The organism is Streptomyces sp. NPDC007346, assembly GCF_040703535.1.
Lineage (GTDB): Bacteria > Actinomycetota > Actinomycetes > Streptomycetales > Streptomycetaceae > Streptomyces.
On the sequence record NZ_JBEYKR010000036.1, the window covers coordinates 33,354 to 50,041 of the forward strand.

The window sequence follows — 16,688 nt, forward strand, 5'->3', positions numbered from 1 at the left end:
GGGGTGCAGGCCTCTCCGGCGACGACGAGCGTGGTGCCGGGGGCGACGGCGTCCTCGGGGAGCGCGGCGAGGACGGCGGGCGGCACGGTGAGGTGGGTGACGCGGTGCTCGGCGAGGAAGCGGGCGAGCGGTTCGCCCAGGCGCTGTTCGGCGGGCACGATCTCCAGGGCCGCCCCGGCCGCCAGTGCCATGACGATCTCCCATACGGAGGTGTCGAAGCTCAGCGAGGCGAACTGGAGGACGCGGGAGCCCGGTCCGGTGGCGAAGGCCTCGGTGAGCGTACGGGCGAGGGCGGGCAGCCCGGTGTGGGTGACGACGACGCCCTTGGGCGTGCCGGTCGAGCCCGAAGTGTAGATGACGTAGGCCGCCGCGTCGGGGCGCAGGCCGCGCCAGTGGCCGGGGTCGTCGGCGGACCGGGTGAGCAGGGAGCTGTCCAGCTCCAGGCGGGGCACGCCGCCGAGGCAGGGGGCGCCTTCCGGGGTGGGTGCGCCGGGCGCGGTGAGGATGAGTGCGGGTTCCGCGTCGGTGAGCATGTGGGCGATCCGCTCGGCGGGGTAACCCGGGTCGACGGGGACGTAGACGGCTCCGGTCTTCGCCACCGCGAGGAGCGCGACGACGGCCTCGACCGTGCGGGGCAGCATGACGGCGACCCGCCCCTGGGCGCGTACGCCGTGGCCGGTGAGGGTGCGGGCCAGGGCGCTCGCGGCGGCGTCCAGGCTCCGGTAGTCCAGTTCGGCGCGATGGCCGGCGGTGAGGGTGGGTCCGGCGAGCGCGGGGGCGTCCGGGTGTGCGGCTGCCTGGGCGGCGAAGAGGCCGGGGAGGGTGGCGGGGGCGTCGCCCTGCGGTACGGCGGCGGCCTCGGGGGCGCCGATGAGCGAGGCGCGTTCGGCGGGGCTGAGGATCTCCAGCCGGCGCAGGGGGGCGGCGGGGTCGCTGACGGCCGCCGCCAGGACGCGTACGAGGCGGTCGGCGAGCGCCTGCGCGGTGGCCGGTTCGAAGAGGTCCTCGGCGTACTCCAGGACGCCTTCGAGGCCGTCGGTGCCGTCGCGTTCGGCCAGGGTGAAGGTCAGGTCGAACTTGGCGGAGCGGCCGCGCGCCGGGACGGTCGTCGTGGTGAGGCCGGGCAGCCCGATCTCGCCCGCCTGCCGGTTCTCGTACGCCAGCATCACCTGGAAGAGCGGGTGGCGGGCGAGCGAGCGGTGCGGGGCGAGGGCGTCGACGAGGTGCTCGAAGGGGACGTCGGCGTGGGCGTAGGCGGCGAGGTCGGTCTCCCGGACCCTTCGCAGGAGGTCGCGGAAGGACGGGTCGCCGGTCAGGTCGGCGCGCAGGACCAGGTTGTTGACGAAGAAGCCGACCAGGTCGTCGAGAGCGGTGTCGTGGCGTCCGGCGACGGGTGTGCCGATGACGATGTCCCGGCCCGATCCGGTGCGGGACAGGAGGGTGGCCAGGGCCGCGTGGGCGACCATGAACAGCGAGACCGACTCGGTGCGGGCCAGGGCGCGCATCGCCGTGTGGACCTCGGCCGGGACGGTGAAGCGGATGAATCCGCCCCGGTGGCTGGGGACGGGCGGGCGCGGGTGGTCGGTGGGCAGCTCCAGTTCGGCGGGCAGATCGCGCAGGTGCTCGCGCCAGTGGTCGAGCTGGGCGGCCAGGGCGCCGCCGGGGAGCGGGGAGCCGTCGTCCCAGCCGAGGGTCTCCCGCTGCCAGAGGGTGAAGTCGGCGTACTGGACCGGCAGCGGCGGCCAGGTGGGGGCGCGGCCGGCGCGGCGTGCCGCGTAGGCGGTGGCCAGGTCGGTGAGCAGGGGGCGGGCCGACCACTGGTCGGCGGCGATGTGGTGGACGACGAGCACGATCACGTGCTGGTCGGGGGCGAGCCGCAGCAGTCCGGCGCGCAACGGCACGTCCCGCTCGACGTCGAAGGGCGTGCGGGCCATCTCCTCGGTGAAGAGCTCGATCTCGTCGTCGCGGCCGGTGGATTCGACCACGGCCAGCAGCGGCGGCAGGTCACCCGCGTCCACGATGTGCTGGCGCGGCTGCCCGTCGGTGGCGGGGAAGACGGTGCGCAGGGACTCGTGCCGGGTCACCACGTCGGTGAGGGCGGCGCGCAGGGCGGCGGTGTCGAGCGGTCCGGTCAGCCGGGCGGCGAACGGGATGGTGTAGTCGGCGCCGACGCCGTGGAGCTGCTGGAGGAACCAGAGCCGCCGCTGGGCCGGCGAGAGCGGCAGGGTGGCGGGGCGGGGGCGGGGCTTCAGGGGTACGGGGGCGGCTTCGGCGCCCCGGGTGCGGCGGGCGAGCGCGGCGACGGTCCCGGCCTCGAAGACGTCGCGCACCGAGAGCCGCACGTCGAGCGCCGAGCGGATGCGGGAGGCGAGCCGGGTCGCCAGCAGGGAGTGGCCGCCGAGGGCGAAGAAGTCGTCGTCGGCGCCCACGTGTTCGCGTTCCAGGATCTCCGCGTACAGGTGGGCGATGATCTCCTCCTGCGCGGTGGCGGGCGGTCGGCCGCCCGTGGTGGTGTCCTCCGGGTCGGGCAGGGCGCTGCGGTCGAGCTTGCCGTTGCCGGTCAGCGGCCAGCGGTCGACGGCGATGACGGCGGCGGGGACGAGGTGGTCGGGCAGGCTCTCGCGCAGGGCCTCGCGGAGGCGGGCCGGGTCGACCGGGCCGTCGGCGGGGGTGACGTAGCCGAGGAGCCTGGTCCCGCCGCCGGGGGCGGGGCGCGCGAGGACAACGGCGTCGGCCACCTCGTCCAGCGCGGCGAGGGCGGCCCGCGCCTCTCCCGGCTCCACCCGGAAGCCCCGGATCTGCACCTGCTCGTCGGCGCGGCCGAGGTGGTCGAGCTCCCCGTCCGCCGTCCAGCGGGCCAGGTCTCCGGTGCGGTACATCCGGGAGCCGGGCCCGCCGAACGGGTCGGCGACGAAGCGCGTGGCGGTGAGGGCGTACCGGCCCAGGTAGCCGCGCGCCAGGCCGGGGCCGGCGACGTACAGCTCGCCCGTCGCACCGGGGGCGACCGGCTGGAGCGAGCTGTCCAGCAGCCGTACGGCGAGGTCTTCCAGGGGCCGTCCGACGGGGCTGCGCGCCTCGTGCGCCCCGGCGGGGGCCGGTGCGTGGTCCAGGACCCGGTGGGTGACGTGCACGGTCGTCTCGGTGATGCCGTACATGTTGACGAGTTCGGGGCCCTCGTCCCCGTACCGCCGCCACCACTCCCCCAGCCGCTCAGGCTCCAGCGCCTCACCGCCGAACACCACGGTGCGCAGGGAGAGTTCACCGTCCTTGGGCTTCTCCAGCAGAACGTCGGCGAGTTGGTGGAAGGCGGAGGGGGTCTGGTTGAGCACGGTGACGTGCTCGCGGTGCAGGAGGGCTGCGAACTCCTCGGGGGCGCGGGTCACTTCACGCGGGACGATGACGAGCCGGCCGCCGTACAGCAGGGCTCCGAAGATCTCCCAGACGGAGAAGTCGAAGGCGTAGGAGTGGAAGAGCGTCCATACGTCCCCGGGGCCGAAGCCGAAGTCCTCGTCGGTGGTGTCCAGGAGCCGGAGAACGTTGCCGTGCTCGACGACCACGCCCTTGGGGCGGCCGGTGGAGCCGGAGGTGTGGATCACGTACGCGGCGGCGTTGCGGGGGACGCGGGGTGCGGGGTACGCCGAGGGTTCCGGGTCGGGTACGGCCTCCAGCGCCAGCCAGCCGGCTCCGGGGCGGCCCGTCCCGCTGCCGTCGGCCGGGGGCAGTGCGTCCCGGTACCGGGAGGTGGTCAGGCCCACCACGGGCCGAGCGGTGGCCAGTTGGCGGCCGATCCGGTCGGCCGGGGCGTCGGTGGGCAGCGGCAGGTAGGCGGCGCCGGTCTTCAGCACGCCGAGGATCGCGGCGATCTGCGCGGTGGAGGGGTCCAGGGCGAGCGCGACCAGGGTGCCGGGGCGGGCGCCGCGCGCGTGCAGCAGGCGGGCGATCCGGTCGGACTCGGCGGCGAGTTCGCGGTAGCTGGTCGTCACGGACCCGTCGGTCACGGCCGTGGCGTCGGGGTCCAGGGCGACGGCTGCGGCGAACCGGTCCGGGATGCTCTCCTCGTCCGGCTCCTCGTCCGGCTCCGCCGGCGTGAGGGCGTCGCCGTCCTCCAGGACGCGGCGGCGGTCCTGCGCCGAGAGCAGGTCCACCGTGCCGGCCGGGGCGGCGGGGTCGGTGGCCAGGGCGTCCAGGACGCGTACGTAGGCGGTGCCGAGGGCGCGGGCCCGGTCGGCGGTGAGCAGGTCGGGGCGGTGGCGCAGGGCGATCTTCGGCTCGGGGCCGGGGTGGACGACGACGGTAACGGGGTAGTGCGTGGCGTCCTCGCCGCGCACCGAGCGCACGGTGAGACCTCCGGCGGCCTGGGCCTCGGCGAGCCCCCGGCTGTCGACGCCGAAGTTCTCCACCACGAGCAGGGTGTCGAACAGCTCGCCGTGCCCGGCGAGTTGCTGGATGTGCTGCAACCCGAGGTGCTCGTGCCCGAGGAGCTTCGTACGGTCGGCGTGCAGCGCGGTCGCGATGTCGGCCAGCGGCGCGCGCGGGGGTGCGTGGACGACCACCGGCAGGGTGTTGATGAACAGTCCGATCATGGACTCCACCCCGTCGAGATCGGCCGGCCGGCCGGAGACGGTGGTCCCGAAGGTGACGTCCGCCCGGCCGGTGAGGCGGGCCAGCGTGATGCCCCAGGCGGCCTGGTGGACGGCGGCCACGGTGAGCTGCCGGGAGGCCGCGAACGCGGCCAGCCCTTCGGCGGTGGCGGCGGAGAGCCGCAGGTCCAGCTGGAGCGGTGGTTCGGCCACGGCACCGCCCGCGGGGGCGGGGACCAGGAGGGTGGGCCCGGTCAGCGGGGCCAGCGGCTGGGACCAGGCGGCCTCCGCGGCCGGGCGGTCCTGGGCGGCGAGCCAGGCCAGGAAGTCGCGGTAGGGCCGCACGGCCGGGAGAGCGGGCGCGGCGGGGGCCTTGGTGTGCTGGGCGTAGGCGGTGAACAGCTCCTTGCCGAGCAGGGGCACCGACCAGCCGTCGAGCAGGACGTGGTGGGCGGTGAGGATCAGGGTGTGGTCCTGGTCGGCGTGGCGCAGCAGGGTGAGCCGGAGGAGCGGGGGCCGGGTGGGGTCGAAGCGGTGGGCGCGTTCCTCCTCGAGGACCCGCTCCTCCTCGGCCCGCCGCCGCTCCGGGCCGGCGCCGCGCAGGTCGAGTTCCCGCCAGGGCACCTCGACGTCCCGGGGGATCACCTGGACGGGCCGGTCCAGCCCTTCCTGGAGGAAGGCCGCCCGCAGGTGGGCGTGGCGGTCGAGCACCGTGTCCATCGCCCGGCGCAGGGCTGTGGTGTCGAGGTCGCCGTCGAGGCGGAAGACCAGACGCATGGTGTAGACGTCGAGCCCCTCGCCCGTGGCCGGGCCGGTGCTCGCGCCGGAGAGGTCCGCGTGGAAGAGCAGGCCTTCCTGAAGGGGTGCCAGCGGAAGGATGTCTTCCAGGCCGTGGTCCACGCTCACCGGTTCCTCCATCGGGCTTCGAGCATCGCGGTCTGTTCGGGGCTGAGGGGGGACAGCCCGTGGGCGGGTGCGGATCCGGGTCCGCGCCCGGGTGGTGGCCCGTCGGTGGCGAGCGCGGTCAGCGCCCGCTCCCAGCAGTCGGCGAGGGCATGGGCCGCCGCCTCGTCCAGGGCGGCCGGTGACCAGGTCAGCCGGGTGTCCAGCAAGGGCCCCTGGGGGGTGTCGCGGGTGAGGGCGTCGATCTCCACGGCGTGGGCCATGGCGAGCGTGTCGTCGATCGCGCCGCCGAGCACGCCCGCCTCGGGCGCCGGGCTCCACGGCTCTCCCCCGCCACCGGGTGCCGTGGCGAACCGGCCCAGGTAGTTGAAGGCGAGGGCGGGTCCTTCGTGCGCGTGGCCGAGGCGTTCCGGGGAGGGGGCGGCAGGGTCCGGGTGGCGCAGCAGCCCGTATCCGATCCCGCTGTCGGGCAGCCGCTCCAGGTGGTCCCGGGTGCGGGCGAGGGTGGCGGCCGGGGGTTCGGCGGCCGTGGCCACCAGGCGTACGGGGTAGAGGCTGGTGAACCAGCCGACGGTGCGCGAGAGGTCGGCGCCGTCCTCGATCTGCTGCTCCCGGCCGTGGCCCTCCACATGGGCGGCGAAGTCCACGTGGTCGCGCCCGCTCCACTCGCGTACGGCGCGAGCCACCGCGGTGAGCAGCAGGTCCTGGACCCGCGCCCCGTGGCGTTCGGCCGCCCCGGTGAGCAGGGTGCGGGTGTGCCCGCCGTCCAGGGTCCGGGTCAGGTGGCGGGCGTCGGCGACCGTGCCCAGGTCCGGCCGGGTGTACGCCGTCGCGGCGGGGAGCCGGTCGGGGGCGGCCAGGACCTCCTGCCAGAGGGGGAGTTCGGCGGTGCGACGAGAGGCCGCCCGTTCCAGCGCGAGCGCCCAGGACCTGAACGAGGTGGGTACCGTGTCCAGTTGGGGAACACGGCCCTGCGACACCCCGCGTCCCGCCTGGGCGAGGTCGTCGAGCAGGATGCGCCAGGAGACCCTGTCCACGGCCAGGTGGTGGACGACCAGCAGCAGCCTGCCGGGGTCGCCCCCGCTCCCCGGGTAGTGGCGGGCACACAGCATGTGCCCCTCGGCCGGGTCGAGTCGGGCGGCCACCTCGTCGACCTCGCGGGCCATGCCGTCCGGGCCGGACCGCGGGTCCCACACGCCCTCGTCGACCAGCGGGAGCCGCGTCGCCTCACCGGGCTCCGGGATCAGGAACGTCCCGGCCACCAGGTCGATGCGGGCCCGCAGCATGTCGTGGTGGTCAAGGAGGGCGTCGAGTACCCGTCGTGTCGTCGTGGTCTCGATGTGCGGTGGCAGGGTGAGCAGCATCGACTGGCTGAACCGGCCGGTGGGGCCCGGACGTTCGGCGAGCCAGCGCATGATGGGGGTGAGAGGCGCGGGGCCGGTGGCCGGGACGGCGGGGGCCTGAGTACGGGCGGCCGTGGCGGGTTCCCGCTCGGCGGCCAGCGCGGCCAGTGCCCGTACCGACCTCGCTTCGAAGACCTCGCGCGGGGTGAGGCGGAGCCCGGCCGCACGGGCGCGGGCCACCAGTTGCATGGAGAGGATGCTGTCCCCGCCGAGGGTGAAGAAGCTGTCCTCGGCCCCCACGGACGGCAGGGCGAGCAGGTCGGCGAAGAGGCCGGCGAGGGTCTCCTCGATGGGCCCTTCGGGTGCGGCCTGCCCGGTGGAGGCGCTGAAGTCGGGTGCGGGCAGGGCGTCGCGGTCGAGCTTGCCGTGCGCGGTCACCGGCAGCCCGGCGACGGTGACGAAGGCGGCGGGCACCATGTGGTCGGGCAGGGCGCGCGCGAGGGCCGTGCGCAGGGCGTCGGGATCGAGGGGACCTACTGTGCCGGCGGGTGTGGGGGCGACGGGGCCGCCCTCCGTAGCTCCGGGCGTGGGGTCCGGGGAGCCGTCCGCCGTGTCGCCGGTGGCGGCGGGGGTGACGTAGGCGACGAGCCGGCGGGGTCCGGCCGGGTCGTCCTGGCGGAGGATCACGGCGGCGGAGCCGACCTCCGGCAGCGCCTGGAGCGCGGCCACGATCTCCCCCGGCTCGACCCGGAAGCCGCGCACCTTGACCTGGTCGTCGGCGCGGCCGTGGTAGCGCAGGGAACCGTCCGCCGTGCGGGAGACCAGGTCGCCGGTGCGGTACATCCGGCTGCCGGGGGCGCCGCCGATCTCGGCGGTGAAGCGTTCGGCGGTCAGCCCCGGGCGGCCCAGGTAGCCCTGGGCGACGCCGGGCCCGGCCACGTACAGCTCCCCCGTCGCGCCGGGCGGGACCGGCCTGAGCAGGGTGTCCAGGACGTGGGTGCGGACGCCGTGGAGCGGGGTGCCGATGGGCGGCTCGGCGCCGGGGCGCAGGGGCGCGCTCATGGTGACGCAGGCGGTGGCCTCGGTGGGGCCGTAGGCGTTGAACATGCGTCGGCCCGGCGCCCAGCGGGCGGTCAGGGGGGCCGTGCACGCCTCGCCGCCGACGATGAGGGTGCGCAGGCAGTCCAGGCCGTCGGGTGCCAGTCCGGTCAGGGCGGTCGGCGGGATCAGGGCGTGGCTGATCCGGCGGCGGGCGATCGTCTCGCCGAGCAACTCTCCTGCCAGGGGCCCGGGTTCGGGGATGACGAGGGTGGCACCGGTGGCCAGGGCCATCAGCGTCTCCATGACGGAGGCGTCGAAGGACGGGGAGGCGAGCTGGAGCACCCGGCTGTCGTCGTCGATGCCGAGCCGTTCGGCCTGGGCGGTGGCGAGGGCGGCCAGGCCCCGGTGGGTGGTGACGACTCCCTTGGGGCGGCCGGTGGAGCCGGAGGTGAAGGTGAGGTAGGCGGGCCGGTCGGGATGGTCGGGGGTGACGGAGGTGTGGACCCCGTTGCCGGAGCCGGCCTCCGGCCCGCCGTCCGTGAGCAGCGCGCCCGGGTGGCGGTCCGCGAGGGCCCGGTGGGTGAGGATTCCCGCCGGCCGGGCGTCCTGGAGCATGGCGGCGATGCGCTGCTCGGGGTAGTCCGGGTCGATGGGCAGGTGGGCGGCGCCCGTCTGCTGGACGGCGAGCTGGGCGACGACCAGGTCGGCGGAGCGCGGCAGGATGACGGCGACCGCCTGCCCCGGCCGGATCCCGGCCTCGCGCAGCCGTGCGGCCAGCCGCTGTGCCCGATCGTCCAGTTCGGCGTAGGTGAGCGTTGCGCCCGGCGCGTCCACGGCCACGGCGTCCGGCCGCCGGTCCCGCTGCGCGGCCACCAGCCGCGCCCAGGTGCGGACGGGCGGGGCCGCCGGGCCCTCGCGGTGCGGGGCCGGCGCGGTGCGCTCGGCGGGGGTGAGCGGGTCCAGGGCGCCCACGCGGGTGTCCGGGGCGTCGACGAGCGTACGGAGCACATGCTCGACGCGCTCGGCCAGTTCCCGGGCCCGTTGCGGCGGGACCGCGCGGGGGCGGTGGGCCAGGCGCAGGGTGAGCCGTTCACCGGGGACGGCCGCGAACGTGACCGGGTAGTGGGTGGCGTCCCGGCCCCGGATCCCTTCCAGGCCGAGCCCGGTGGCGGCGGCGAGGGAGGCCACCGGGTCGGCCGGGTAGCTCTCCAGGGCGGTCAGGGTGTCGAAGAGGACGCCGTGGCCGGCGGCCCGCTGGATCGCGGCGAGCCCGAGGTGCTGGTGCGGCAGCAGCGCGGCGAACTCGTCCTGGACGCGCTCCGCGAGTGCGGCGAGCGTCTCCTCGGGGCGCAGGGTGACGCGTACGGGCACGGTGTTGACGTACAGCCCGATCATGTCCGGCGCGTCGGGTACGTCGGCGGGCCGGCCGGAGACGACGGTGCCGAAGACCACGTCGCGGCGGCCGGTGTGCGCGCTCAGCACCAGGCCCCACACGGTCTGTGTGAGGGTGCCCAGGGTGAGTTCCCGGTCCCGGGCGAACGCCGAGACGCGGGCGGTGAGTTCGGCGTCCAGCGCCACCACGTGCTCGTCGGGCAGTTCGCTCTCGCCGGGGTCGTCGGCAACGAGCCGGGTGGGTTCGGTGACCCCGTCCAGGGCGTGCCGCCACGCCTCGGCGGCGCTCGCCTCGTCCTGGGCGCCGAGCCAGGACCGGTAGTGCGCGTACCGGGGTGCGGGGGGCAGCTCCAGGCCCGCGTAGCTGTGGAGGATCTCCCGGACGAGCAAGGGCAGGGACCAGCCGTCCAGGACCAGGTGGTGGCCGGTGAGGACCAGTTCGGTGGTGCCGGTGCGGCGGATGAGGGTGGCGCGGAGCAGCGGCGGGGCGGCCAGGTCGAAGCGGCGGCGCCGTTCGTCGTCGATGCGGCGCAGCGCGCGCCGCTCCTGCTCCCGGGGCTTGCGGCGGCGCAGGTCCAGCTCGTCCGCCTCGGGCTCGGCACCGTGGTGGACGCGCTGGGTCCAGCCGTCCTCGCCGGCGGTGAAACCGGTACGCAGGGGGTCGTGGCGGTCGACGACGGTGCGCAGGGCGGTGCGCAGCCGGTCGGTGTCGAGGGTGTCCGCGAGCCGGATCACGACCTGGACGTGGTAGACGTCCAGGACGTCGGCGCCCGCGCCCCGCGCTCCGTCGTGCCGGGGCCGGTCGCCCTGCGGCCCGTCGTACTGCGAGAGGAAGAGCAGCCCCTCCTGGAGCGGGGTGAGCCGTCCCGGTGCCCCGTCGTCCTCGGTGCTCGGGGTGTCCCGCCGCTCCGTCCGTGCGGCGGCGCGTCCGGCGACGGCGAGCAGGCCGCTGACCGTGCGGCGGCGGAAGACGTCCTGCGGGGTGAAGACGATCCCGGCCTTGCGTGCGGCGCTGACGAGCTGGATCGAGAGGATGCTGTCGCCGCCGAGGGCGAAGAAGCTGTCGTGCACGCCAACGTGTTCGGTCCGCAGGAGTTCGGCGAAGAGAGCGGCCAGCCGGCGTTCCTCGTCGGTGGCGGGTCCGGTCGCGGTGTCCGAGGGGGCCAGGTCGGGGGCGGGCAGTGCGGCCCGGTCCAGCTTGCCGTTGGCGGTGACCGGGAGGGCGGCGAGCGGGACGAGGGCGGTGGGGACGAGGTGGGCGGGCAGCCGGGCCGCCAGGTGCTCGTCCAGTCCGGCGGGCAGCCGGTCGGAGGCCGGTCGCGGGACGACGTAGCCGATGAGGTGCGTCGCCCCGGTGGCCGTGTCCTGGCGGGCGACGACCGCGCTGTGGGCGACCGCCGGGTGGGCGTCCAGCACCGCCTGGATCTCGCCGGGTTCGACGCGCTGTCCGCGCAGTTTGAGCTGGTCGTCCACGCGCCCGAGGTGTTCCAGCACCCCGTCGGCGCGCAGCCGGGCCAGGTCGCCGGTGCGGTAGAGGCGGCTGCCGGGCGGACCGTAGGGGTGGGCGACGAACCGTTCGGCCGTCAGCGCGGCCCTGCCGTGGTAGCCGTGCGCGAGCTGTACGCCGGCGAGGTACAGCTCCCCCGCCGCTCCGGGCGGCGCCGGGCGCAGCCGCTCGTCCAGCACGAGGGTGGTGGTGTTCCACACGGGTGCGCCGATCGGGACGCGTCCGGCGGCGATGTCGTCGCCGGTGACGTGGTGGGCGGTGACGTCGACGGCGGCTTCGGTCGGCCCGTAGAGGTTGTGGAGCTCGGTGTGCGGGGCCAGGCGCCGCAGCCCGGCCGCCCCGGCGGCGGTCAGGGTCTCGCCGCTGGCGATGACGCGGCGCAGCGTGGCGCAGTCGTCGGGCTCGGCGACTGCGGTGAAGGCCGTCAGCATCGAGGGGACGAAGTGCGCGGTGGTGATGGCGTGCTGGCGGATCAGCCGGGCGAGGGCGGCCGGATCGCGGTGGTCGTCGGGTCCGGCGGTGACGAGGGTGGCGCCGGCCAGCAGCGGCCAGAACAGCTCCCAGACCGATACGTCGAAGCTCGCCGGCGTCTTGAGCAGGACGCGGTCCCGCGCCGTGAGCCGGTAGGTCTCCTGGGCCCACCGCAACCGGTTGGCGATGGCGCCGTGCGGTACGCGGACGCCCTTGGGACGGCCGGTGGAGCCGGAGGTGAACAGGGTGTAGGCGGGGTCGGCGGGCCGGGGGGTGTCGGGCACGGTGGTGGAGCGCGGCACGTCCTGCGAGCGGATGTCGAGCACCGGGAGGCCGTCGGCCGCGCCTTCGGGCAGGGGCGCGGCCGCCTCGGTGATCAGCAGCGAGGCGTCCGCGTCCCGCAGGAGGTCGCGGATCCTGGCCGGAGGCAGGGCCGGGTCCAGGGGCAGGTAGGCGGCGCCGGCGCGCTGTACGGCGTGGACGGCCAGGACGAGTCCGGCGCTCCGGGGCAGGGCCACGGCCACGGTGTCACCGCGTCGTACGCCCCGGTCGGCGAGGAGCCCGGCGAGCCGGTCGGCCTCGGTGTCGAACTCGCCGTAGCTCCAGCTGCGGGCTCCCTCGCGCAGCGCCTCGGCGGCCGGGGTGCGGGCGGCCTGTTCGCGCACCAGGTCGGTGAGGGTGCGGGCGGGCAGCGGCACGTCGGGGCCGGTCGACGCGGCGAGCACCCAGCGCTGTTCGGGCCCGTCGAGGACCGGGATGTGGCTCAGGGGGAGGTCGGGGTAGGCGCAGAGCCGGTGCAGCAGGCCGGTCAGCCGGCGGGCGAGGGCTTCGACGGTCGGGCGGTCGAAGAGGGCCGTGCGGTAGTTGAAGGCGGCCCGCAGGCCGTCCGTACCGGCGTCCTCGACGACGGCGAGGGTCAGGTCGAACTTGGCGGCCCTGGTTTCGACCAGCTCCACCTCGACACCGGCCGGGCCGAAGGGGCGGGTGCGCTGCGGGGCGTTCTGGTGGATCAGGGCGACCTGGAAGAGGGGGTGGCGGGAGAGGGAGCGTTCCGGGGCGAGGTCGTCCACGAGCCGTTCGAAGGGCAGCTCTCCGTGGTCGAAGGCGTCCAGGTCGACCGCGCGGACCCGGGCGAGGAGTTCGGCGAAGGTGGGGTTGCCGGAGGTGTCGGTGCGCAGGACGACGGTGTTGGCGACGAGTCCGGGAAGGTCGGCGAGGGCGTCCTCGCCACGGCCGCTGAGTGTGGTGCCGATCGGCAGGTCGTGGCCCGCCCCGTGGGCGCCGAGCAGGACGGCGAGGGCGGCCTGGAGCGTCATGAAGAGGGTGGCGCCGCCGGAGCGGGCGAGCTGGGCGGCGGCCCGGTGGGTCTCGGCGGGGATGGTGAACTCCACGGAGTCGCCCCGTTCGTCGACCTCCGTGGGCCGGGGCCGGTCCCAGGGCAGCGGGATCTCCTCGGGCGCTCCGGCGAGCGCGGTGCGCCAGTAGGCCAGCAGGCCCTTCTCCCGGGCGTCGGTGGCCGTGCGGTGCCACAGGGTGTAGTCGGCGTACTGGAGGACGGGTTCGGCCGGTTCCCCGTGGGCGGGGTCGAGTTCGGCTCCGTACAGCTGGGCGAGATCGCGTACGAGCGGTCCGGTGGAGCCCTCGTCGAAGGCGATGTGGTGCAGCACCAGCAGCAGGGCGCGTTCACCGCCCGGTCCGGTCAGCAGATGGGCGCGCAGCGGTGGCCGGTCCGCCAGGTCGAACGGCTCGGCTGCCAGGCGCCGGGCCGCGTCGGCGGGGCTCTCGCCGTCCAGGGGGACGAGGTCCAGCGGTACGGAGGCGGCGGCGGGCAGCACCTGCTGGACCGGGCGGCCCTCGTGTTCGGGGTAGCTGGTGCGCAGGATCTCGTGGCGGTGGGTGAGGGCGGTGAGGGCGCGGCCGAGGGCGGGCCCGTCGACGGGGCCGTGGAACGTCAGCAGCAGGGGGACCGCGTAGGTGGCGGCCGCCCCGCCGAGCCGGTGCAGGAACCACAGCCGGGCCTGGGCGGGTGAGAGCGGCAGCCGCTCGGGGCGTTCGGCTGCGCGGGTCAGGGCGGGCGGGCCGTCCCCCGGGGTGCGGGTGAGTCCGGTGAGGCGGGCGGCGAGCCGGGCGACGGTCGGGGCCTCGAAGAGGGTCCGTACGGGGACGTCGAGGCCCAGCTCCGCGCGGACGCGGCCCGCGAGGCGGGTGACGAGCAGCGAGTGGCCGCCGAGGGCGAAGAAGTCCTCGTCCACGGCGACGGGGGCGCGGCCCAGCACCTCCCCGTACAGCCCGGCGAGCAGCCGCTCCTGCGCGGTCCGCGCGGTCCGGCCCTCGACGTCCCCGTTCCTCGCCTCGGGAAGCGGCAGGGCGGCCCGGTCCAGCTTGCCGTTGGCGGTCAGCGGGAGCCGCTCCAGACCGACGAACGCGGACGGCACCATGGGGGCGGGCAGGGTGGCCGCGCACGCCTCGCGCAGGGCGCGGCCGGGGACGTCCCCGGTGGTGTAGGCGACCAGCCCCGGGCCGGTGGGCAGGTCCTCGCGCAGGAGTACGGCGGCGGAGCGGGCCCCGCCCCGGATGCGGAGCACCGCCTCGATCTCGGCGGTCTCGATGCGGAAGCCGCGCAGCGACACCTGGCTGTCGGCCCGGCCGAGGTAGTGGAGGGTGCCGTCGGCGGACCAGCGGGCGAGGTCGCCGCTGCGGTACATACGGGCTCCGGGCGCGCCGTACGGGTCGGCGACGAAGCGTTCGGCGGTCAGCGCGTGCCGTTCCCGGTAGCCGCGGGCGAGCCCGGCCCCGCTGACGTACAACTCGCCGCTCACACCGGGCGGTACGGGTCGCAGGGCGCGGTCCAGGACGTAGAGGCGCAGGTCGTCGATGGCCCGGCCGACGGGGCTGGTGCCGGGGACGGCCGCCTCGGGTGTGAGGGGGTGGGCGGTGACGTGGACGGTGGTCTCGGTGATCCCGTACATGTTCACCACGCGTGGTGGGGCGGGCAGTTGGAGCCAGGGATCGAGCCGGCCCGGGTCCAGGGCCTCCCCTCCCAGGACGATCAGCCGCAGCGCGGGCGGTGCGCCGGGTGAGCCGGGGGCGGTGAGCGCCTCGGTGAGCTGGTAGCAGGCGGAGGGCGTCTGGTTGAGGACGGTGACTGCCTCCTCGTGCAGCAGGGCGAGGAACTCGTCCGGGGCGCGGGTGACGGTGTGCGGGACGACGACCAGGCGGCCGCCGTGGAGCAGGGCGCCCCACATCTCCCAGACGGAGAAGTCGAAGGCGTGGCTGTGGAAGAGGGTCCAGACGTCGTCGGGGCCGAAGCCGTGCTCGGCGGTGGCGTCGAAGAGGCGGGCCAGGTTCCGGCCGGTGACGACGACGCCCTTGGGGCGGCCGGTGGAGCCGGAGGTGTAGATGAGGTAGGCGGCGTGGTCCTGGCGCAGGGGGGCGGTGCGTTCGGCGTCGGTGACCGGGCCCTGTGCGTGTCGCCGCCAGGTGTCGGCGCGGGTGTCGTCGTCCAGGACGAGGACGGGCGCGGCGCAGGTGGCGGGGGTGCGGCCGGCGGTGGCCGTGTCGGTGAGGACGAGGGCGGGGGCGGCGTCCTGGAGGGTCCAGGCGATGCGGTCGTCGGGGTACGCGGGGTCGACGGGGACGTAGGCGGCCCCCGTCTTGGCGACCGCGAGCACCGCTTCGACGAGGGTGAGCGAGCGGGGCAGCAGCAGGGCGACGCGTTCCTCGGGCCCGGCACCGCGCGACATCAGCTCCCTCGCGAGGGAGTTGGTACGGGCGTCGAGTTCGGCGTAGGTGAGGGTGCGCCCCTCGTGGGTGAGGGCGGGTGCCTCGGGCCGCACCCGCACGGCCTGGGCGAACCGGTCGAGCGGGGACGGGGTGCCCGCGTGGTCACCGCGCGGGTTCCAGCCGCGCAGCAGGACGTCCTCCTCGCCGTCCAGGAGAACGCCGATGGAGCTGAGCGGGGCGTCCGGGCGGCCGACCGCCCTGGCCAGTACGGCCACGAGCCGGTCGGCGAGGGCGCGTGCGGTGGCGCGGTCGAACAGGTCGGCGCTGTAGTTGACCGCCCCTTCGAGGGCCCCGGTGGCGAGGTGGTCCGTGAAGCCGACGGTGAGGTCGAACTTGGCGGTCGGCGTCTCCCGCAGGGCGAAGCCGGCCGCCACTCCGGGCGCGGTGAACGGGGGCTCGGTGCGGTTCTGGTAGGTGAGCATGACCTGGAACAGCGGGTTCGCCGCGCCGCGTTCGGGGTTGAGCTCCTCCACCACCCGCTCGAAGGGCAGCTCCGCGTGGTCGAAGGCGTCCAGGTCCACGGCCCGTACCCGGCCCAGGAGTTCACGGAAGGACGGGTCACCGGAGAGGTCGGTGCGCAGGACGAGGGTGTTCACGAAGAAGCCGATCAGCTCCTCGGTGTGGGGCTCGTCCCGGCCGGCGGTCGGGACACCGAGGGGGATGTCGTCGCCCGCGCCGAGCCCGCGGAGCAGGGTGCAGAGCGCGGCCTGGGTCACCATGAACGGTGTCACCCCGGCGTCGGCGGCCAGTGCCCGGAGCTGGGAGGCGACCTCGTCGGGCAGGGCGAAGGGGACGAATCCGCCGCGTCCGCTGGGGGTGTCCGGGCGCGGCCGGTCCGTGGGCAGCGCGAGGGTGGCCGGGGCGCCGCGCAGCGTACGGCGCCAGAAGTCGAGCCGGTCCTCCAGGTGCCCGCCGTCCAGCAGCTTCCGCTGCCGGCGGGCGTAGTCGGTGTAGCGCACGGGGAGCGTGGGCAGCTCCGGTGCCCGGCCGGTCAGGCGGGCCCGGTAGGCGGCGGAGAGGTCGGTGAGCAGGGGTTCGACCGACCACTCGTCGGCCGCGATGTGGTGGATGAGCAGGAACACGGTGGTGCGGTCCGCCTCGGTCAGCACGGTGACGCGCAGCGGGGGCTCGGTGGCGAGGTCGAAGGGTTCGGCGCTCAGGGCGTCGAGCGTCCGCTCCACCTCCTGAGGGCCGTCGGCCGCCTGGACGCGGACCGCCGGGGCGTCCTCCAGGACCCGCTGGACGGGGGTGCCGTCGGTCTCGGGGAAGACGGTGCGCAGCACGGCGTGGCGGTCGGCGAGGTCGGCGACGGCGGCGGTCAGGGCGTCCAGGTCGGTCTCCCCGGTGAGGGTGAGGACGAACGGCAGGTGGTAGTTGGTACCGGGCTGGAGCCTGCTGAGGAACCAGAGCCTGGCCTGCGCGGGCGAGAGGGGCGGGGTGCCGCCGCCGGCGCCTGCGACGTCGTCGGCGCTTTCGAGGGCGGTCAGGGCGGCTGCCGGGGGCGCCGAGCGGGCGGCGAGGCCGGCGACGGTCGGGGTGTCGAAGATCTGCCGGACGGAGAGCGGGTGGCCGAGCACCTGCGCTGGGGCGAAGTGGACGTGCAGGATGCCTGCGCAGTGGTCGACTTCCTGGCAGGGCAAGGGTTGATCGACCCGACGCAGGCGTTCA

2 protein-coding genes (1 of these 2 only partly in view) are annotated in these 16,688 nt (G+C 75.7%); both read right to left on the reverse strand.

The genetic code is table 11. The annotated features are described in order from the left end of the window. On the reverse strand, positions 1-5,486 hold the start of the coding sequence (locus AB0917_RS12640) for an amino acid adenylation domain-containing protein (RefSeq protein WP_366819504.1). Its footprint begins 10,150 nt before the window's first position; the window shows 5,486 of its 15,636 coding nt (coding positions 1-5,486); the start codon lies at positions 5,484-5,486; the stop codon falls past the left edge of the window. Further along, complete coding sequence (locus tag AB0917_RS12645; protein WP_366819505.1) at positions 5,483-16,597, reverse strand: amino acid adenylation domain-containing protein; 11,115 nt, start codon at positions 16,595-16,597, stop codon at positions 5,483-5,485. Before AB0917_RS12645 ends, AB0917_RS12640 begins: the two co-directional genes overlap by 4 nt. Between the last annotated feature and the right edge of the window lie 91 nt (positions 16,598-16,688).